The organism is Streptomyces sp. NPDC039462 (genome assembly GCF_055639375.1).
In genome coordinates, this window is record NZ_JBVKAO010000006.1 from 487945 (window position 1) to 507118 (window position 19174).

At 74.1% G+C, this 19174-nt stretch carries 16 protein-coding genes and 1 riboswitch; of the genes, 7 read left to right on the forward strand and 9 right to left on the reverse strand.

Translation table 11 applies throughout. The annotated features are described in order from the left end of the window. Window positions 1-457: 457 nt before the first annotated feature. Window positions 458-1930, reverse strand: coding sequence for an Rv2231c family pyridoxal phosphate-dependent protein CobC (gene cobC / locus ACZ7LU_RS30600; RefSeq protein WP_471918579.1), 1473 nt, complete (start codon window positions 1928-1930; stop codon window positions 458-460). A gap of 75 nt (window positions 1931-2005) precedes the next feature. Between cobC and ACZ7LU_RS30605 the strand changes: the two genes are divergently transcribed. Beyond that, on the forward strand, window positions 2006-2737 hold the full coding sequence (locus ACZ7LU_RS30605; RefSeq protein WP_471918580.1) for a ZIP family metal transporter: 732 nt from the start codon (window positions 2006-2008) through the stop codon (window positions 2735-2737). Between the two features lie 14 nt (window positions 2738-2751). On the opposite strand, the gene ACZ7LU_RS30610 is transcribed toward ACZ7LU_RS30605, so the two are convergent. The 7 genes from ACZ7LU_RS30610 to ACZ7LU_RS30640 all read right to left on the reverse strand — a co-directional run bounded on the left by ACZ7LU_RS30610 (window position 2752) and on the right by ACZ7LU_RS30640 (window position 11185). Next, on the reverse strand, window positions 2752-4089 hold the full coding sequence (locus tag ACZ7LU_RS30610; RefSeq protein ID WP_471918581.1) for a cobyrinate a,c-diamide synthase: 1338 nt from the start codon (window positions 4087-4089) through the stop codon (window positions 2752-2754). Next, entirely contained in the window at window positions 4083-4691 is a 609-nt protein-coding gene (gene cobO, locus ACZ7LU_RS30615; RefSeq protein ID WP_362996962.1) for a cob(I)yrinic acid a,c-diamide adenosyltransferase, read from the reverse strand. Before cobO ends, ACZ7LU_RS30610 begins: the two co-directional genes overlap by 7 nt. Continuing rightward, window positions 4691-6772 carry a putative cobaltochelatase gene (locus ACZ7LU_RS30620; protein WP_471918582.1) on the reverse strand — a complete coding sequence of 694 codons (2082 nt, stop codon included), beginning with the start codon at window positions 6770-6772 and terminating at the stop codon, window positions 4691-4693. Before ACZ7LU_RS30620 ends, cobO begins: the two co-directional genes overlap by 1 nt. Window positions 6773-6830: 58 nt before the next feature. After that, complete coding sequence (locus tag ACZ7LU_RS30625) at window positions 6831-8339, reverse strand: cobyric acid synthase (RefSeq protein WP_471918583.1); 1509 nt, start codon at window positions 8337-8339, stop codon at window positions 6831-6833. Then, window positions 8336-9292 carry a cobalamin biosynthesis protein gene (locus tag ACZ7LU_RS30630; RefSeq protein ID WP_471918584.1) on the reverse strand — a complete coding sequence of 319 codons (957 nt, stop codon included), beginning with the start codon at window positions 9290-9292 and terminating at the stop codon, window positions 8336-8338. The genes ACZ7LU_RS30625 and ACZ7LU_RS30630 overlap by 4 nt, the downstream gene beginning before the upstream one ends. A 107-nt stretch (window positions 9293-9399) precedes the next feature. Next, window positions 9400-9544: riboswitch (cobalamin riboswitch) on the reverse strand. 108 nt (window positions 9545-9652) lie between these two features. Then, window positions 9653-9877, reverse strand: a complete 225-nt coding sequence (locus ACZ7LU_RS30635; RefSeq protein WP_055554378.1) for a hypothetical protein — start codon at window positions 9875-9877, stop codon at window positions 9653-9655. A gap of 12 nt (window positions 9878-9889) precedes the next feature. Further along, window positions 9890-11185 carry an inorganic phosphate transporter gene (locus ACZ7LU_RS30640; RefSeq protein WP_468092958.1) on the reverse strand — a complete coding sequence of 432 codons (1296 nt, stop codon included), beginning with the start codon at window positions 11183-11185 and terminating at the stop codon, window positions 9890-9892. Between the two features lie 308 nt (window positions 11186-11493). On the opposite strand from ACZ7LU_RS30640, the gene ACZ7LU_RS30645 reads away from it, so the two are divergent. The 3 genes from ACZ7LU_RS30645 (at window position 11494) to ACZ7LU_RS30655 (ending at window position 14905) form a co-directional block, all read left to right on the forward strand. Then, complete coding sequence (locus tag ACZ7LU_RS30645) at window positions 11494-12180, forward strand: class II aldolase/adducin family protein (protein WP_471145365.1); 687 nt, start codon at window positions 11494-11496, stop codon at window positions 12178-12180. A gap of 66 nt (window positions 12181-12246) precedes the next feature. Continuing rightward, window positions 12247-13383 (forward strand): alpha/beta hydrolase family protein, encoded by a 1137-nt coding sequence (locus ACZ7LU_RS30650; RefSeq protein WP_471918585.1) that lies wholly within the window; start codon window positions 12247-12249, stop codon window positions 13381-13383. Between the two features lie 55 nt (window positions 13384-13438). Next, window positions 13439-14905: a serine/threonine-protein kinase gene (locus tag ACZ7LU_RS30655; protein ID WP_471918586.1), complete on the forward strand. Its 1467-nt coding sequence runs from the start codon at window positions 13439-13441 to the stop codon at window positions 14903-14905. Between the two features lie 18 nt (window positions 14906-14923). Here ACZ7LU_RS30655 and ypfJ read toward each other — a convergent pair whose 3' ends face one another. After that, window positions 14924-15814, reverse strand: coding sequence for a KPN_02809 family neutral zinc metallopeptidase (gene ypfJ / locus ACZ7LU_RS30660; RefSeq protein ID WP_468717245.1), 891 nt, complete (start codon window positions 15812-15814; stop codon window positions 14924-14926). 225 nt (window positions 15815-16039) lie between these two features. Here ypfJ and ACZ7LU_RS30665 point away from each other — a divergent pair, with 225 nt between their 5' ends. The 3 genes from ACZ7LU_RS30665 (at window position 16040) to ACZ7LU_RS30675 (ending at window position 19125) form a co-directional block, all read left to right on the forward strand. After that, window positions 16040-16816: a hypothetical protein gene (locus ACZ7LU_RS30665; RefSeq protein WP_471918587.1), complete on the forward strand. Its 777-nt coding sequence runs from the start codon at window positions 16040-16042 to the stop codon at window positions 16814-16816. 121 nt (window positions 16817-16937) lie between these two features. Beyond that, the gene (locus ACZ7LU_RS30670) at window positions 16938-18536 is read left to right on the forward strand and encodes an ABC-F family ATP-binding cassette domain-containing protein (protein WP_398307699.1); all 1599 of its coding nucleotides are present in this window, start codon (window positions 16938-16940) and stop codon (window positions 18534-18536) included. A 367-nt stretch (window positions 18537-18903) separates the two neighbouring features. Then, window positions 18904-19125: a helix-turn-helix domain-containing protein gene (locus tag ACZ7LU_RS30675; protein WP_055550175.1), complete on the forward strand. Its 222-nt coding sequence runs from the start codon at window positions 18904-18906 to the stop codon at window positions 19123-19125. Window positions 19126-19174: the final 49 nt, after the last annotated feature.

The window sequence follows — 19174 nt, forward strand, 5'->3', positions numbered from 1 at the left end:
AGTCCAAAGACGCCACAGTGCGCTCGGTGCTCCGTTCGCACATACCCCCACGTCCCCTCGCGAGCATTTGCGGCTGCGGCCCGGTGGGGGTTCCCGCCTCTGCTCCCCTCCGCGGCAACCGCGTCGCGGGGCAATTCCCACCCCCCCGGGCCCCTGCTCCCGCAGGACGCCGAGGGACAACACCCACCCGCCCCCCACTCCCGCTGAACGCCACAGGGACACCCCCGCCCACCCGCCCCCCCACTCCCGCTGAACGCCGCAGGGACACCCCCGCCCACCCGCCCCCCACTCCCGCTGAACGTCACAGGGGCACCCCCGCCCACCCGCCCCTACCCCCGCTGAACGTCGCGGGGCAAACGGGTGGGTGGGTGGGGAACATCCGCCGCGGAGCGGCGGGCTTGGGGCTCCTACCCGAGCGGGGCGGCGCGGGGCAGCTGCACGTGCCCCGGCCGGAGGCCTACCGGTGCAGCGTCGCGGTGAGGGCGGCGAGGAAGCGGTCCGAGGTGGCGCGGTCTCGGACGGCGAGGCGGATCCAGTCGGGCCCCAGGCCAGGGAACGTGTCGCCACGCCGCACGGCGAACCCAAACCCTCGGAGCCGCTCCCGCACCCCGCCCGCCCCGGGCACCCGGACCAGGAGAAAGGGCCCCTCCGCGGGGCCCACCACGCGGACCCCGCGGTCGGCAAGGGAGGCGAGCCCACCGAGCAGGTGGGCCCGGTCCGCCGCGATGCGGTGCGCCGCATGCCCCGCCTCCGCCAGCGCCCGCGGCCCCACACACGTCCGCGCCGCCTCCAGCGCGGGCGACGAGACCGGCCACAGCGGCTGCCCCTGGGCGAGGGTGGAGATCACCTCCGGTGAGGACAGGACGTAACCGATGCGGAGCCCCGCGAGCCCCCAGGTCTTGGTGAGGCTGCGCAGGACCACCAGGCCGGGTATGTCCGTACGGCCCGCCAGCGCCTCCCGCTCGCCCGGCACCGCGTCCATGAACGCCTCGTCGACCACCAGGATCCGCCCGGGCCGCGCCAGCGCGGCGACCGACGCCGCCGGGTGGAGTACGGACGTCGGGTTCGTGGGGTTGCCGACGACCACCAGGTCGGCCTCCTCCGGTACGGCAGAGACGTCTAGCCGGAAGCCGTCCTCCTCCCGCAGCAGCACCCGCCCCACCTCGTGCCCCGCGTCCCGCAGCGCCGCCTCGGGCTCGGTGAACTGCGGGTGCACCACGTAGGGGTGACGGACCTTCAGGGCGCGGGCGAGCAGGACGAAGGCCTCCGCCGCGCCCGCGGTGAGCAACACGCGGTCGGGCGTCAGACCGTGCCGCGCCGCCACCGCCTCCCGCGCCGCACGCCCGTCCGGATAGGCCGCCAGGCCGTCGAGGGACGCGGCGATCACCTCCTTGAGCCAGGCCGGGGGAGTGTCGGAGCGTACGTTCACGGCGAGGTCCGTGAGGTCCGCGCCGTCGTCCCGCACCTCCGCGTCCCCGTGGTGGCGCAGGTCGACCGGGACGGCGGGCGTGCCGGGCCGGGCCGCGACCGCGCACGTCGCCATCGGCGGGCGCCCCACGGGCGCGGACTTCCGCTTCGGCACGAGGAGTTCACCGCCGCCCCGCAGCGCCGCCGCCTCCGCCACCGACGGCGTGCCCACCGCGGCACGTGACCTCGCGGTCGGGTTCGGCACCGCGACGTCCGCCAGGTCCCGCGCCGCGTACGTCACGAGCGGCACGCCGAGCCGCGCGGCCGCCCCGACGATCCCCGGCTCCTCGCCCTTCACGTCCACCGTCGCCAGCTCGGCGACCGCCGTCTCGGGGAAACCGGCGTCGCGGACCGCGTCCCGGACGAGGCCGAGCACCTCCTCCACCGGAGCGTCCTCGCAGGCGCCGACGCCGACGACGAGCACGACGTCCTCGACAGGCGTCACCTTTCCGGCTCCGGCCATGGGAAGTAGGTCCTTTCGTGTGGGGCGGGGGTGGTGGATGTGCGGGACCGGGGGTCAATCGGCTAGCAAGGGGCCATGGCGGTGCTCGTGGCGCTCGGCGCCTTCCTCATGACCCTGGTGGGCGGCTGGACGGCCCAGCGGGTCACCGACCGGCGCCATCTCGTGCTGGGCCTCGCGGGCGGGCTGATGCTCGGCGTCGTCGGCCTCGACCTGCTGCCGGAGGCGCTGGACGCCGCGGGCGGACCCGTCTTCGGCGTACCGGCGGCCCTGCTCCTGTTCGTCGCCGGCTTCCTTCTCGCCCATCTGGTGGAACGCCTCCTCGCGGGCCGGCACGCCGCGCACGGCGCCGGGGACGACGGGCACGGCCGGGTCCCGCAGGTCGGCCTCACGGCGGCCGCCGCGATGGTCGGGCACAGCGCGATGGACGGCGTCGCGATCGGCGCCGCCTTCCAGGTGGGCGGCGGCATGGGCGCGGCCGTGGCGCTGGCCGTCGTCGCCCACGACTTCGCGGACGGCTTCAACACGTACACGATCACCAGCCTGTACGGGAACGCCCGCCGCAAGGCCCTCGCCATGCTCTTCGCGGACGCGGCGGCCCCGGTGGTGGGCGCCGCGTCGACGCTGCTCCTCACCATCCCGGAGCAGCTGCTCGGCGGCTACCTGGGCTTCTTCGGCGGCGCGCTGCTGTACCTCGCGGCGGCCGAGATCCTGCCCGAGGCGCACCACGACCACCCGGCCCACTCGACGCTGCTGTGCACGGTGGCGGGCGCGGCGTTCATCTGGCTCGTGGTGGGCATCGCGGAGTGAGCGCCCCGGTCCGGTCACGGCGTGCATCGTTCGACGAACCGGCGGGCGACGCCCGGCTCAGCCGCCCAGTGCGTGTGCAGATAGCTCGCATGCACGTTCCCCTGTACGAAGCCTTCGACACGCCGCTCGGGCCGGTGCAGGCCCCACGCGGGGGCCGCCCCCGCACCCGGCTCGACGACCGTGCGGTGGAACTCGTGGCCCCGCATCCGCGTCCCCGCCGGCGCGAGCACGCTGTCCGACACGGCCACCGCCTCCCGGTACCCGAGCGTCAGCCGCTCCGACATCCGCGCCGCGGCGTCAAGGACCCCGCACATCGGCTTCCCGTCCAGCTCACGGGAGAGGTAGAGCAGCCCCGCGCACTCGGCGGCGACGGGCGCGCCGGAGAGCGCGAGCGCGGCCACGGCCTTCCGGAGCGGTTCGTTGGCCGACAGCTCGGGCGCGTACACCTCGGGGAAACCGCCCCCGATGACCAACCCGGCCGTCCCGTCGGGCAGTTGCTCGTCGTGGAGGGGGTCGAAGGTGACGACCTCGGCTCCGGCGGCGGTGAGCAGCTCCGCGTGCTCGGCGTAGGAGAAGGTGAAGGCGGCCCCGCCGGCGACGGCGACGACGGGGCGCTGCCCGGCTGAAGGCTCCCCAGGGTCCCACGCCCCACCCGGCAGGGTCGGCGCGCTGCGCGCCAGCGCGAGCAGGGCGTCCAGGTCGCACCCCTCCCGTACCCGCGAGGCCAGCGCCGCGACGGACTCCACGGCCTCGGCTCGCCGCTCGGCAACGGGCACGAGCCCCAAGTGCCGTGATGGCGCACTCACTTGGGCCACGCGGCGCAGTACGCCCAGCACCGGCACCCCGGACTCGTCGAGCGCCTCCCGCAGCAGCGCCTCGTGCCGGTCCGAGCCGACCTTGTTGAGGATCACGCCCGCGACCCGCACCTCGGGGTCCCAGGACGCGAAGCCGTGCACCAGCGCCGCCACCGACCGCGACTGCGACGACGCGTCGACGACCAGCACGACCGGTGCCCGCAGCAGCTTCGCGACGTGGGCGGTGGAGGCCAGCTCGCCCTGCCCGGCGGCCCCGTCGTACATCCCCATCACGCCCTCGACCACGGCGAGGTCGCAGCCCGCCGACCCGTGCGCGAACAGCGGCGCGACCAGGTCGGGCCCGCACAGGTACGCGTCGAGGTTGCGGCCGGGGCGGCCGGTGGCGAGCGCGTGGTAGCCGGGGTCGATGTAGTCGGGCCCCACCTTGTGCGGGGAGACGGCGAGCCCGGCCGCCGCGAAGGCGGCCATCAGGCCCGTCGCGACGGTCGTCTTGCCGCTGCCCGACGACGGCGCCGCGATGACGAGACGAGCTACCACTCGATGCCCCTCTGGCCCTTCTGGCCGGCGTCCATCGGGTGCTTGATCTTGGACATGTCGGTGACGAGGTCCGCGAAGTCGATCAGCTGCTGCGGGGCGTTGCGGCCGGTGATGACCACGTGCTGCGTGCCGGGGCGGTTCCGCAGCACCTCCACGACCTCGTCGGTGTCGATCCAGCCCCAGTGCATCGGGTAGGCGAACTCGTCGAGGACGTACAGCTTGTACGTCTCCTCGGCGAGGTCCCGCTTGACCTGCTCCCAGCCCTCGCGGGCCTTGTCCTCGTTGGTCAACTCGCCCTCGGCGGGGGCGCGCTGGATCCACGACCAGCCCTCGCCCATCTTGTGCCAGGCGACCGTGCCGCCCTCGCCCGAGGCGCCGAGGACCTTCAGCGCGTTCTCCTCGCCGACCTTCCACTTCGCCGACTTCACGAACTGGAAGACACCGATCGGCCACCCCTGATTCCAGGCGCGCAGCGCGAGCCCGAACGCGGCGGTCGACTTGCCCTTCCCGATGCCCGTGTGGACGAACACCAGCGGACGGTTGCGGCGCTGACGTGTCGTCAGACCGTCGTCCGGTACGACACTCGGCTGTCCCTGCGGCATTAAGCGGCCCTCCTCGAAGGCGAGTTCATTCCCTGTACGTCCTTGACGAGGCCGGCGATCGAGTCGGCCCGCAGCTCGTCGAGGGTCACGGCCGTCCCGCCGAGCTCGCCCGCCAACTGGCCGGCGAGGCCGAGGCGGACGTAGCCCGACTCGCAGTCGACGACGACCGAGGCGACCCCGTCCGCCGCGAACAGCCGGGCCGCACGGCCCGCGCGGGCCACCGGCTCCACACCGCCCGTCGCCCGTCCGTCCGTCACCACGACCACCAGCGGCCGCCGCGCGGCGTCCCGCAGCCGCTCCACGCGCAGCACGTCGTGCGCCTTGAGCAGGCCCGCGGCCAGCGGGGTGCGGCCGCCGGTCGGCAGCGTTTCCAGCCGGGCCGCGGCCGCGTCCACCGACGACGTCGGCGGCAGCGCCACCTCGGCGTCCTTGCCGCGGAACGTCACAAGCCCCACCTTGTCGCGCCGCTGATAGGCGTCCAGGAGGAGCGAGAGCACGGCGCCCTTCACGGCGCTCATGCGCTGCCGCGCCGCCATCGACCCGGAGGCGTCCACGACGAACAGCACGAGATTGCCCTCGCGCCCCTCCCGCGTCGCCTGCCGCAGATCGTCACGGCGCACGACGAGACCGGCACCGGACCGCCCGCGCGCCTTCTGATGCGGCGCGGCGGCCTGCACCGTCGCCGCCAGGTGCAGCTTGGTGAGGGCGCCACGGGGGCGGCGCGAACCCGTCGTACGGCCGTGTTCGGTCCGCGCCCGCGAGCGTCGGCCCGCCGCGCCCTCGCCGATGCCGGGCACGCTCAGCATCTTCGTGCGGAACGGCTCGGCGGCGCGTACGGCCTGCTGCTCGCCGGAAGCGCCGCCCGGGGCCGGGGCGGGCTCCTGCGGGGCCGGGGCCTCCTCGGCCTCCGGGCCCTGGTTCTGGGAGCCCTGGTTCTGGGACGGCAGCTCCGGGGAGTCCGGGCCGTCCGCGGGAGGCTGCCCACCGCCCCCGCCGGGGCCCCCGTCGGGACCGCCGCCGTCGGGGTCGTCGTCGCCCTCGGGCGGCTCGGGCTCCTCGGTGGACTCGTTCTCGCGTGCTTCGTCCAGCGTCTCGTCGAGCTTGTCCTCGTCGAGGCCCGGCGCGTCGAAGGGGTTGCGGCGCCTGCGGTGCGGCAGCGCGAGCAGCGCGGCCTGCCGCACGTCCTCGCTCTGCACGTCGGTACGGCCCGCCCACGCGGCGAGCGCCGTCGCCGTGCGCGCCATCACGATGTCCGCGCGCATCCCGTCGACCTCGAACGCCGCGCAGGTCGCCGCGATCTGCCGCAGCGCCGCGTCGCCGAGGACCACCTGGGGGAGCAGCGCGCGCGCCGCCACGACGCGGTCGCGCAGCGCGGCCTCGTCCGCGGCGAAGCGGGCCGCGAAGCCCTCGGGGTCGTCGTCGTACGCGAGCCGCCGCCGTACGACCTCGACGCGCTGGTCGGTCTCCCGGGACGCGGCCACCTCGACGGTGAGACCGAACCGGTCGAGCAACTGCGGCCGCAGCTCGCCCTCTTCGGGGTTCATCGTGCCGACGAGCAGGAACCGCGCGGCATGCCGCACGGACACGCCTTCGCGCTCGACGTACGAGGCGCCCATCGCGGCGGCGTCCAGGAGCAGGTCGACCAGGTGGTCGTGGAGGAGGTTGACCTCGTCGACGTACAGGATGCCGCGGTGGGCGTCGGCGAGCAGTCCGGGCTCGAAGGCCTTCACGCCCTCCGCGAGCGCCCGCTCGATGTCGAGGGCGCCGACGAGCCGGTCCTCGGACGCGCCGACGGGCAGCTCGACCATGCGTGCGGGGCGCGCGGTGGCGCCGCCCGCCTCATGCGGGCCGTCGGGGCAGTTCGGGTCGGGCGCGGCCGGGTCGCACGAGAAGCGGCACCCGGCGACGACCGGGACCTCCGGGAGCAGCGCGGAGAGCGCGCGCACGGCGGTGGACTTGGCGGTGCCCTTCTCTCCCCGCACGAGCACGCCGCCGACGGCGGGCGATACGGCGTTCAGCAACAGCGCGAGCCGCAGGTCGTCCTGCCCGACGAGGGCGGTGAACGGATACGGGGTACTCACAGAGCCTCCTTGATGCGGTGGTGCGTGGCGGTGCTCACGAGAGCCGTTGCGCGGCCGCTCATGACGGCGCGCCCGGCGCGATGAACGGCAGGCCCCCCGGCGCGCCGTTCTCGATCAGGCGCCACAGCGCGTCCGTGTCCGCGTGTTCTTCGATCAGGTCGCCGAGCAGGTCGAGCTGCTCCTCCCGCAGCGTGCCGAAACTGGTGTCGGGGGCGGGCACGAAGCGGCGGCCCGCCGCGCGGGCGACCTCGGTGAGGAACCGGCGGCGGAACGCGTCGCTCTCCAGCGACCCGTGCCAGTGCGTGCCCCACACCTCGCCGACCCGGCAGCCGTCCAGGAAGGGCTCCCCGCCCGCCACCTCGGCCACGCCGTGATGGATCTCGTACCCCTCGACCGGCTCCCCGAGGGCCTCGCCCACCGGCCGTGCGAGCGTCTTCTCGCGGGCGAACCGCACCCGCACCGGCAGCAGCCCGAGGCCGTCCACGGACCCGGCCCGCGACTCCACGTCGTCCTCGATGTGCTCGCCGAGGACCTGGAAGCCGCCGCAGATGCCGAGCACCGGCCGCCCCTCGGCGGCCCGCCGCACGAGGGCGTCGGCGAGGCCGCGCTCGCGCAGCCACCGCAGCGCCTTCACCGTGCCGCGCGTGCCCGGTACGACCACGAGGTCCGCGTCGACGAGCTCCTCCGCCCGGTCCACGAACCGCACGACGACGCCCGGCTCGGCGGCCAGCGCGTCCACGTCCGTGAAGTTGGACATCAGCGGCACCGCGCACACGGCGACCCGCAGCACGTCCTCGCCGACCGGCGGCGCCACCGCGGACTCCCGCACCGCACCCCGCAGGGAGACCCGCAGGCCGTCCTCCTCGTCGATGCCGAGCCCGTGCCGGAACGGCAGCACGCCGTACGTGCGCCGCCCGGTGAGCCCGAGCAGCATGTCGAGCCCGGGTTCGAGGAGGGAGACGTCCCCGCGGAACTTGTTCACCAGATATCCGGCGACGAGCTCCTGGTCCGCCGCGCTCAGCAGCGCCGTCGTCCCGAAGAACGACGCGAACACCCCGCCCCGGTCGATGTCCCCGACCACCAGGACGGGGAAGCGGGCGGCGCGCGCGATGCCCATGTTCACGATGTCGGTGCGCCGCAGGTTGATCTCGGCGGGACTGCCCGCGCCTTCGCAGATCACGGCGTCATAGGTGCCCCGGAGTTCGTCCAGGCAGCCCACGACGGTGTCGAGCAGCGCGGCCTGCCGCCCTCCGTGGTAGCCGCGGGCACTCATCTCGCCCACGGGCTTGCCCATCAGGACGACCTGACTGGAGCGGTCGCCGCCCGGCTTGAGCAGCACGGGGTTCATCAGCGCGCTCGGCTCGACGCGGGCGGCCTGCGCCTGCATGGCCTGCGCGCGCCCGATCTCGGCACCCTCGCGGGTGACGAAGGAGTTGAGGGACATGTTCTGCGCCTTGAACGGCGCGACGGACACGCCCTTGCGGGTCAGCCACCGGCAGATGCCGGCGGTGACGACGCTCTTCCCGGCGTCGGAGGTCGTCCCCGCGACGAGCAGCCCACCACTCATATGTCTCTCCTCGACTTCGCCGACCGCAGTGCCCGGCGGGCCGTCACCGCGACTCCCAGTGCCAGCCAGCTCACGCGCCGGGACAGCTTCACGGCCCGCTCGATGTCCGCCACCCGCACGTCCCGCCCCGCCGCGTTCAGGACGGGCCGGTGCTCGACCCGCCCCGCGTACGAGAGGGTCCCCCCGAGCCGCACGCCCAACGCCCCCGCGAAGGCCGCCTCGACGGGCCCCGCGTTGGGACTGGGGTGCTTCGCGGCGTCCGCACGCCACGCCCCGACCGCGCCCGAGGGCGAGTCCCCGGCCAGCGCGGCCAGCGCGGCGGTGAGCCGCGCCCCCGGCCATCCGAAGACGTCGTCGAGGCGGGCCGAGGCCCACCCGTAGCGCCGGTACCTCGACGACTTGTGGCCGACCATCGCGTCCAGCGTGTTCACGGCACGGAAGGCGACGAGTCCGGGCACCCCGCCGATGGCGCCCCACACGAGCGCCCCCACCACCGCGTCGGACGTGTTCTCCGCGACGGACTCCACGACGGCCCGCGCGACGCCGTCGGCGTCCAGCGCCTGCGGGTCACGTCCGCACAGATGCGGCAGCCGCTCCCGCGCGACCTCGATGTCGCCGGCCTCCAGCGCCCCGCCGACGGCCCGCGCCTCACGGCCGAGGGAGGTCCCGCCGACCACGGCCCAGGTCGCGGCGGCGGTCAGCGCCATCGAACCGGCGCGTGACCGGCGTACGAGAGAAGAGGCGAGGGCTGCGGCGCCCGCCGCGCCCCCGACGCACACCGCGGCGTGCAGCGCGCCCCACCCGCGGTGGTCGCGCCACAGCACCCGCTCGACGGCGCCCGCGGCACGTCCGAACGCGGCGACCGGATGGCCCCGGCGCGGATCGCCGAGCAGCAGGTCACCGAGGAGTCCGGCGGCGGCGCCGTACGCGAAGTCGCGATCGGCAGCACTCATGGGCTCAGCCCGTCGCTGCACTGAGGAGGGAACTCGTACTCAGGAAAGGAACCGGCAACGGGCGGCCGCGCATGGCGATATGTCCTCACTCAGGGTGTCCGCGCCCTGGTTCGACGTGATCGGCGGCGAGAGTTCCTGGCTCGCGGGGAGCGTCTCTCCCCGGTGACAGTGGCGGGACCGCGCCGGATTCGCACCGGCTTCCTCTTCTGCCGCCGTAGTTGGCCCCGGCAGTCCACCACGCCCCGCGAGAGCCCGTCAACTCGCCGTTGACCTGCGACGGGAGAGTGTGTTGGGGCCCACACGCACAAGGGGGGCGCGAAGCGTTCCGCACGCTCCGCGCCCCACCCGGGAACGCTGCTGTCAGGCGACGATCAGATAGATCCCGTACGCCACGGCCGCCGCGCACAGCGCGAAGCAGGCGTACGCGCCGGTGCGCGCGACGGCCGCGGAACCGCCGCCTGAGGCGGCCGCCGCCTCCTGCTTGGAGAGGCCGACGATGCCGAGGGTGAACAGGCCCACCAGGGCCACCGTCACCGCGAGGCTGACTCCGAAGACGGAGCCGAGGGCTGCCCAGTCGATGCTCATGGTGATCTGTCCTTATACCGTCGCGGTCCTGGCGGGGTCCGCCATGGCGCCGGTCGTGGTGGTGGTCGGGGCCGCGATGGTGGCCTTGACGGACTCGTCCGGGCCGGCCGAAGCGGCCATAGCGCTCGTCGGGGGCGGGGTGACCGCGGCGATCGCGGTGGTCACGACGCCCGCGGGCTCGGCACCGGTGGTGCCGTCGTGGCGGATCTCGTCGTCGGTGACATTGGTGTGGTCGATGGCGTTGCGCCGCGAGAGCACCCAGATGACGGCCGAGCCCGCGATCAGGAGCGCGGCGGTGACCGCGACGCCCCAGGGGCCCTGCTTGGTGAGGAACTCGGCGCCCGCGCCGACCAGACCGGCGGCCGGCAGCGTCAGACCCCAGGCGATGAACATCCGGGTCGCGGTCGACCAGCGGACCACGCCGCCCTTGCGGCCGAGGCCCGCGCCCATCACGGCGCCGGAGCAGGACTGGGTGGTGGAGAGCGAGAAGCCCAGGTGCGAGGAGGCCAGGATGACCGTCGCGGCGCTGGTCTGGGCGGCGAAGCCCTGCTGCGGCTGGAGGTCGGTGAGGCCCTTGCCCATGGTGCGGATGATGCGCCAGCCGCCGAGGTACGTGCCGAGGGCGATGGCCACACCGGCCGAGACGATGACCCACATCGGGGGGTTCGAGCCGGGGCTCAGGACGCCGCCGGTGACCAGGGCGAGCGTGATGATGCCCATGGTCTTCTGCGCGTCGTTCGTGCCGTGGGCCAGCGAGACCAGGCCCGCGGAGGCGATCTGGCCGGCGCGGTAGCCCTTCGCGGTGGCCTTGGTGTCGGTGTTGCGGCCGATCCGGTACGTCAGGCGCGTGGCCAGCGCCGCGGCGAGACCCGCCACGAGCGGCGCGGCGAGGGCCGGGATCAGGATCTTGGTGACGACGGTGCCGCCGTTGATCGACGACCAGCCCATCGACATGACCGCGGCGCCGATGAGGCCGCCGAAGAGGGCGTGGGAGGAGCTGGAGGGCAGGCCCACCAGCCAGGTCAGGAGATTCCAGAGAATCGCGCCGACGAGCGCGGCGAATATGACCTCTGTCTTGAGGCCGTCCTCGTTGACGATGCCGCCGGAGATCGTCTTGGCGACTTCGACGGAGAGGAAGGCTCCGACGAGGTTGAGCACGGCGGACATGGCCACCGCCGTCTTGGGCTTGAGAGCGCCGGTCGAGATGGTCGTCGCCATCGCGTTGGCAGTGTCGTGGAAACCGTTCGTGAAATCGAACACGAGAGCGGTGACGATCACGATCCCGAGGAGAAGCGTGATGTGTTCCATTTACCCAGGCTTCTGTTGGACGTCAGTGGCATGTGGAACGTAGGCAACCTGGGTGAACGGAAAGTGAACTGGGCCGGGCGGTGCGGTGACCCGAAGTGGAGTGCCATCACTCCGTATGGACCAGGCGTCCGATGTCGATCGTACGGATCGGGGGCAGGAAGCCCGCAAACTGGGCGGAGTGTCGCGCTCCGCCACCCGGCGGCCGCCCCCGCCCGACCTGCCGCGACCGGCTCGGAGACCCGCCGAAGAGATCCTGATCACGCCCGGGCCGCCGGTAACCGGAATCGCCCGGCTGGCAGGATCGCCGCATGACTGAGCAGCGGCACGACGAGGGTCGGGACACGGCGCGCGACGCCGTGCGGAAAGCCTGGGCCGAGCTGGTCCTGACGGCCCGCAGGACGGTGCGGGACGGCCTGGTCGTCGGCACCTCGGGCAACGTCTCCGTACGTGTCGGCGGGACCGTCCTCGTCACCCCGAGCGGGGTGCCGTACGACCGGCTGCGGCCCGAGGACGCGGTCGGCGTCGACCTCGAAGGGCGGCAGCTCCTCGGCGACCTCGCGCCGACCAGCGAGCTCCCCATGCACCTCGCGATCTACCGCGACACCAGCGCGGGCGCCGTCGTCCACACCCACGCGGTGCACGCCACGGCCGTCTCGATGCTGGTCCCCGAGCTCCCGGCCGTCCACTACATGACCGGCGCCCTCGGCGGCCCGGTCCGCGTCGCGCCCTACGCGCTGTACGGCACCGACGAACTGGCCGAGAACATGCTCCGCGCCCTGCGCGACCGCACGGGCTGCCTCCTTCAGAACCACGGAACGGTCACCTACGGAGACAACCTCTCCCAGGCGTACGACCGCACCGCCCAGCTGGAATGGATGTCCCGCCTCTGGCTCACGGCCGCCGCGGTCCCCGGCCACACGCCGACGCTCCTCTCCCCGGACCAGCTGCGCGCAGCACGGGACAAACTCCGGGGCTACGGTCAGCCCGCGGACTGACCCGGCACGTCACTCCGGAGGCATCGCCCACTGGCCCCGGAGCCCTCGGCCCCGGACACTGGACCCGTGCGCCCAGCCAAAGCGACGGCAGCGGCCGTCACCGCAGTAACAGCCGCCCTGGGGACGGCAGCGGCCGCCATCGCGGCGGGCCGCTTCGCCAGCGACGCCGCCCTCAAGGCGCCCCCGGGCCGCCCCCTGCCGACCCAGCCCCGCCTCACCGTGCACGCCACAGCCGCCGGCCAGGTCAGCCTCACCCGCGCCCTCGCCAGCCGCCGCCCCGGCACGTACGGCCTGAGCGGCCCCGGCACCCACGCGGTCGTCGGCCCCGTCCTGGAGTCCGCCCCGCACGAGGCCGACACGGTCGTACGCCGCCTCGAAGCCGTCACCCGCGGCTCCCTGGAACCAGGCGACCGCGTCTGGCTCACTCCCCAGGTCCACATCGGGGACCCGCGCACCGCGCTCGGCCTCGACCACTCGGACGTCGTCATCCCCGGCGAGCTCGGCGCCCTGCCCGCCTGGTTCGTGCCCGGCGCCAGGGACACCTGGGTCATCACCGTCCACGGCCTCGGCACCACCCGCGAACACCCCATGGTCGTCATGGACTTCCTGCACCGCCTGCGGGTCCCGGTCCTCGACCTCGCCTACCGCGGCGACCCCGGCGCGCCCCGCTCCCCGGACGGCCTCGGCCACCTCGGCGAGACGGAGTGGCGCGACCTGGACGCCGCCATCCGCCACGCCGTGCGCCACGGCGCCGAGCGCGTCGTCCTGCACGGCTGGTCCACCGGCGCCGCCATGTGCCTGCACGCCGCCGCGCACTCCGCGCTGCGCGACCGCGTCGGCGGCCTCGTCCTCGACTCCCCGGTCCTGAACTGGGAAACCACCCTGCGCGCCCTCGCCGGCGCCCGGCGCACCCCCGGACCTCTCCTTCCGCTTGCGGTCCGTGCGGCCCAAGGCCGCACGGGTCTGCGCGGCGACCGGCTGCCGGCCGCGGCGGACCCCGGGGCGCTGCGGGTGCCGACCCTGATCGTGCACGGCCCCGACGACGCCGTCGCACCCTGGGCCCTCTCCCGCAGGCTGGCCGAACAGCGCCCGGACCTGGTCACGTTGCACCCGGTTCCCGACGCGCCGCACGGCGCCATGTGGAACGCCGACCCCGCGGGCTACGAAGAGGTGCTGCGCCGCTTCCTCACCCCCCTGCTGTGACGCTGCGCCGCCATTCCGTTTGGGTTTTCGGACCGTCAACAGGAAGACTGCCCCCGTGACGTCCCGTACCCCGCGCGACTCCAGGCTCCGACTTGTCCGCGCGCCCCGCCCGAGGGCCGAAGAGCGAGGAGAGGCCCGGCGCGACGCGACACGACCCCTCTCCGCCGCGCCCGGCGCGATGAGCAACCGCCGCACGCGCCGCCCCGCGCCCCGGCCCCCCGAGGGCACGCCCGCCCCCGCCGAGCTGGCCCGCAGCGCCCGCGCCTGTCTCGCCGACGCCGCACGGGTCGCCCGCTGGGCCGACGCCGCCCTGCGCCCGGGCCCCGGCCGCACCGGCGCGGCCCCCGACGGCAAGGGCACGCTCTCCGACGCCACCGCCGAACGGGCCGCCGCCGAACTGGGGCTGACCCCCGGTCAGGTCCGCGCCGACTGGGACACCGCGCGCCTCGCGGGCCTCATCGAGGTGCACGGCGACAGCGCACGCCCCGGCTGGCGCCTGCGGGCCTGGGACCGCGACGACACCGCCGTGCTGCGCGGCTGGGTCGCCCTCTTCGACGCCTGGTCGCTGGCCCACCCGGCACCGGACGACCTCGCCCCCGCGGCCGTCGCCGAGACCGTCGAGGCCATGCCGCAGGTCCTCTCCTTCCTCCAGCTGTCCGCGGGCCCCGTCCCCGTGCCGCAACTGCTCGACCTCCTGGACCAGCGGGTCACCGAACTGCGCACCGAACGCTGCGAGATCCCGTACGGGCCACAGCCACAGCCCGAGACCGCCGCACCGGCCGAAGGCCCCCGGGACGAGGCCCCGCTGCCGGCCCTCCTCGACTGGGCGCTGCACGGCCTCGCCGCCGTCGGCGCGCTCACCTACGCCGACGGGCAGGCCACGCTCACCCCGCTCGGCAGCTGGGCGGTCTGGGTCAAGCTGGAGCAGATCTGCGTCGCCGCGCAGAGCCCGGCCGGGCACATCGAACAGTCCGCCGAGGACATGCTGCGCGGCTGCGCGCGCCTGCGGCCCAACGCGGCCCGCGCCGAGTACCGCGCCTGGCTGGCCGCCCGCACCGTCGGCAGCGCCGTCACCGACCTCCTCACCGCCGCCCGTGGCGAGGACGCCCTGCTGCGCGGCCTCGCCTTCGAGGCGCTCCGCGTGGTGGGCGCCCCGGCCGAGGCGGAGGTCCGGGCTGTCGTCGACGAGACCCCGCTGCGGCCCTACGCCCTGCTCTGGCTCGCCGAGCAGGAGGGCGCCGACCCCGAGGACGTCCATCTCGTGCTGACCCGCGAGGAGTCCACCTGGCTGTGGGTCGACACCGCGGCGGCCGTCGCGGACCACGGCGAGGCGCAACTCCTCGTCCGCCACCTGGAGTCGGCGGTCCAGCCCACCGTGCCCGCGCTCCTCGACGAGGTCCGCCGCGTCGGGCACCCCCGCACCGTGCAGGTCCTGGTCGCCCTCGCCGCGGCCCACCCCGACCCGGCGCTCGCCAAGGCCGTGCGCCGCGCCGCCTTCCAGGTGCACACCGGCGGGGAGTGAGGCCCACGGCCTCCGTGGTCAGCGGAAGGTGTCGCACCGGCCCATGTCGCCGGTGCGATAGCCCTCGTAGAACCACTGCTGGCGCTGCTCGGCCGAGCCGTGCGTCCAGGACTCCGGGGTGACCCGGCCCTGGAACTTCTCCTGGATCCGGTCGTCGCCCACCGCGGCCGCCGCGTCCAGGCCGTCGCGGATGTCGTTGTCGTCGAGGCTGCTGATCAGCGGCCTGCCCGTGCGGTCGTCGGGGCTGCGGGTCGCGTGCCGCGCCCAGACCCCGGCGTAGCAGTCGGCCTGCAGCTCGACCTTCACGGCGTTGCTGTCGCGGCCCGTGCGCCCGTCCTGGGAACGCTGCAGGATCCCCGTCAGGTTCTGCACGTGGTGCCCGTACTCGTGGGCCACGACGTACGCCTGCGCGAAGGGCCCGCCGGTGGAGCCGAACTTGGTGCGCAGCTCGTCGAAGAAGCCCAGGTCCAGATAGACCTTCCGGTCGCCGGGGCAGTAGAACGGGCCGACCGCCGACGACGCGGCGCCGCAGGCGGTGCCCACGCGGCTGGTGAACAGGACGGTCTGCGCGGGGGAGTACGCGGCCCCTCGGCGCCGGAACTCGGGGCGCCAGTAGTCCTGGAGGCTGTTGACCACCGCCACGATGCGGCAGTCCTCCTTGCTGTTCGCGTCCCGCCCCGTGCGGCAGCTCTGCTGCACCTGCGCGAGGGAGGACGACGACGCCTCCGGCTCCTCGTCGCCCGAGGAGAGCCCCAGCTGGTCGGGGCCCACTCCGAAGAAGAGCCCGAGGAGCAGGGCGATGAGCCCGGCGACGCCGCCGCCCACCGTCGCCCGGCCGCCGGGGATCCGACTGCCGCGCACATCCCGCACCTCCGAGGTGTCCAGGTTGGCGTCGTCGTCGAACTGCATGGGCGCACCCCTCTGCCGCGCATCCGGAGCGACACACGCCGCTCCGCGCCGGACCACCGGCCACTTCATCCTGATATGCCCGCCCCCGCCCGGCGCCGGACGGAGGTCCGAACGGGCGACACGCACCGCTTCCCGCGCCGTGTCGCCCCACCACACAGCGATTGCCCCGCTTCCTCGCGGCTACGCTGCGCCTGATCCGTGGGCAGTGGTACCGAAGGGGGCGACATGTCCGCTCCACCGCTCGACTCACCCGTCCCGCCGGACGAGCCCCCCGCCCCCGGCCGCCGCGGCACGCGCATCGCACTGCCCGTGGCCCTCGCTCTGCTCGCCCTGCCGCTCATCACCGCCGCCCACCACTCCCGGCCCGTCCCCTACGGAGACCACCTCACCGTCCACGCGCGCGTGACGGACACCGCCTCCGGCCCCGCCGGGGAGCCCGGGCTGCGCATGAGGGGGCCGGCCGTCGAGGCGTACGACACGGAGAGCGGCGGCCTTCGGTGGACGTATACGCGGGCGGGGCGCCGGCCCGTCACGCTCCTGCCCGCGCCGGGGCACGCCTTCACGCTCTGGAGCGACGGTTTCGTCACCGACACCGCACGCGCCGACGGCAGCTCCGTGCGCTGGCATCGTGCCATCCCCGCCGCCGCCGACTGGCTGCGCACCCCGGGCGCCCGCGGCGGCGCCGGCGTCCTGCAGCCGCTCACCCCCGGCGCCCGCATGCTCGCCGTCGTCACCCCGCACCGCATCGCCGCCTACCGCACCGCGGACGGCGACCTGCGCTGGGTACTGCCCGCCCGCCCCGGCTGCGCCTTCGAACCCGCGCGCTCCGTGCGCCGCGGCGAGGCCCTCCTGATCGCCCAGCCCTGCGCGGGCCCGACCGCCCCGTGGACCGCCCAGGTCGTGGCGGTGGACGACTACGGAAGGATCGTGCCCGGCCGCACCCCGCTGGGCAACGGGGATCTCGGCCGGGCCCCCGGCGGCGACCGCGGCCCGGAAAACTAGTTGCGACGGCCCGTTAGACTTGCTGCCATGGCAGCTCCTCTCCTCAGTTGGACGGCATAGACACCGGTCCCGAGCACCTCAGTCGTCCCACTCGCCGTCCACTCTGTTCAGGAGTACCCCCGTGATCACCGCTTCCGGCATCGAGCTGCGCGCCGGCGCCCGCATCCTCATCGAGAACGCCTCCTTCCGCATCGCGAAGGGCGACCGCATCGGCCTCGTCGGCCGCAACGGCGCGGGCAAGACCACCCTCACCAAGTGTCTGGCGGGTGAGGGCGTCCCCGCGGGCGGCACGATCTCCCGCTCCGGAGAGGTCGGCTACCTCCCCCAGGACCCCCGCACCGGCGACCTCGACGTGCTGGCCCGCGACCGGATCCTCTCCGCCCGCGGACTCGACGTACTGATCCGCAAGATGCGCGAGAACGAACAGCGCATCGCGAACGGCCAGGGCTCCACGCGCGACAAGGCCATGAAGCAGTACGAGCGCCAGGAGACGGAGTTCCTCACCAAGGGCGGGTACGCCGCCGAGGCCGAGGCCGCCACCATCGCCGCCGCGCTCAACCTCCCGGACCGCGTGCTCGGACAGCCCCTGCACACGCTCTCCGGTGGTCAGCGCCGCCGCATCGAGCTGGCCCGCATCCTCTTCTCGGACGCCGACACGCTCCTCCTCGACGAGCCGACCAACCACCTCGACGCCGACTCGATCGTCTGGCTGCGCGACTACCTGAAGACGTACCGCGGCGGCTTCATCGTGATCTCCCACGACGTCGACCTCGTCGAGACGGTGGTCAACAAGGTCTTCTACCTGGACGCCAACCGCTCCGCGATCGACGTCTACAACATGGGCTGGAAGCTCTACCAGCAGCAGCGCGAGTCCGACGAGAAGCGCCGCAAGCGCGAGCGGCAGAACGCCGAGAAGAAGGCCGCCGCCCTGCACTCGCAGGCCGACAAGATGCGCGCGAAGGCCACCAAGACCGTCGCCGCGCAGAACATGGCGCGCCGCGCCGACAAGCTCCTCGCGGGCCTCGACGAGGTGCGCCAGAGCGACAAGGTCGCCAAGCTCCGCTTCCCCGAGCCCGCGCCGTGCGGCAAGACGCCGCTCATGGCGGAGGGCCTGTCGAAGTCGTACGGCTCGCTGGAGATCTTCACCGACGTCGACCTCGCCATCGACAAGGGCTCGCGCGTCGTCATCCTCGGCCTCAACGGCGCGGGCAAGACCACCCTGCTGCGGCTCCTCGGCGGCGCCGAGAAGCCCGACACCGGGCAGGTCATCGAGGGCCACGGCCTCAAGCTCGGCTACTACGCCCAGGAGCACGAGACCCTCGACCCGGAGCGCACGGTCCTGGAGAACATGCGCTCGGCCGCCCCCGACCTCGACCTGGTCGAGGTCCGCAAGACGCTCGGCTCGTTCCTCTTCTCCGGAGACGACGTCGACAAGCCCGCCGGTGTGCTCTCCGGCGGTGAGAAGACCCGGCTCGCCCTCGCGACCCTCGTCGTCTCCTCGGCCAACGTCCTCCTCCTGGACGAGCCCACCAACAACCTCGACCCGGCGAGCCGCGCGGAGATCCTCGGCGCGCTGCGCACCTACAAGGGCGCGGTCGTCCTTGTCACGCACGACGAGGGCGCCGTCGAGGCGCTGCAGCCGGAGCGGATCATCCTGCTGCCGGACGGCGTCGAGGACCTGTGGGGCCAGGACTACGCGGATCTCGTCGCGCTCGCCTGAGCCCGCCCGTCCGCGGCGTCCACTTCGCGTGATCGAACCACTGATCCACTGCGTATGGATCATTCGGCCGATCGGTGATCCCTCATCTGTGTGAGCCGTCCTCGTACCGAGGTGTGTCATACACGGATTTCGCCGCCGTCGGGGCATGGTGCCGGGCATTCCCCCCGGCACCCCGCTGACCTGGCGATTCGTCGCGCGGTTCGGTCGGTCGTAGCGAATCCCACGTGCGGAATCACGAATTCCGCTCGTGGCGGGCCCTTCCTTCGCGGCAAACCTCGACGTACCGACCTTGTCGAATGGGTGGCCAGGAAGCCCGTAAGGGGTGATCATGAGAAGTCCAGAGCGCACTTCCCATGAGGAGGCACGGGTGGCCGAGACTCTGAAGAAGGGCAGCCGGGTGACCGGCGCCGCGCGCGACAAGCTCGCGGCAGACCTGAAGAAGAAGTACGACGGCGGTGCGAGCATCCGGGCGTTGGCCGAAGAGACCGGCCGGTCGTACGGGTTCGTGCACCGCATGCTCAGTGAGTCCGGCGTCACGTTGCGGGGACGCGGCGGGGCGACGCGAGGCAAGAAGGCCGCCGCCGGCTGACGGCAGGCGCGGCCCGCTGTACCCATGGTCCGACGGTGGCCACCCGGTC

Coding starts and splice junctions, on each gene's coding strand:
- ACZ7LU_RS30665 (WP_471918587.1), top strand. CDS start 16,040: ATGTCCGCTCCACCGCTCGACTCACCCGTCCCGCCGGACGAGCCCCCC.
- cobO (WP_362996962.1), bottom strand. CDS start 4,691: ATGCCGCAGGGACAGCCGAGTGTCGTACCGGACGACGGTCTGACGACA.
- ACZ7LU_RS30625 (WP_471918583.1), bottom strand. CDS start 8,339: ATGAGTGGTGGGCTGCTCGTCGCGGGGACGACCTCCGACGCCGGGAAG.
- ACZ7LU_RS30630 (WP_471918584.1), bottom strand. CDS start 9,292: ATGAGTGCTGCCGATCGCGACTTCGCGTACGGCGCCGCCGCCGGACTC.
- ACZ7LU_RS30645 (WP_471145365.1), top strand. CDS start 11,494: ATGACTGAGCAGCGGCACGACGAGGGTCGGGACACGGCGCGCGACGCC.
- ypfJ (WP_468717245.1), bottom strand. CDS start 15,814: ATGCAGTTCGACGACGACGCCAACCTGGACACCTCGGAGGTGCGGGAT.
- ACZ7LU_RS30640 (WP_468092958.1), bottom strand. CDS start 11,185: ATGGAACACATCACGCTTCTCCTCGGGATCGTGATCGTCACCGCTCTC.
- ACZ7LU_RS30635 (WP_055554378.1), bottom strand. CDS start 9,877: ATGAGCATCGACTGGGCAGCCCTCGGCTCCGTCTTCGGAGTCAGCCTC.
- cobC (WP_471918579.1), bottom strand. CDS start 1,930: ATGGCCGGAGCCGGAAAGGTGACGCCTGTCGAGGACGTCGTGCTCGTC.
- ACZ7LU_RS30605 (WP_471918580.1), top strand. CDS start 2,006: ATGGCGGTGCTCGTGGCGCTCGGCGCCTTCCTCATGACCCTGGTGGGC.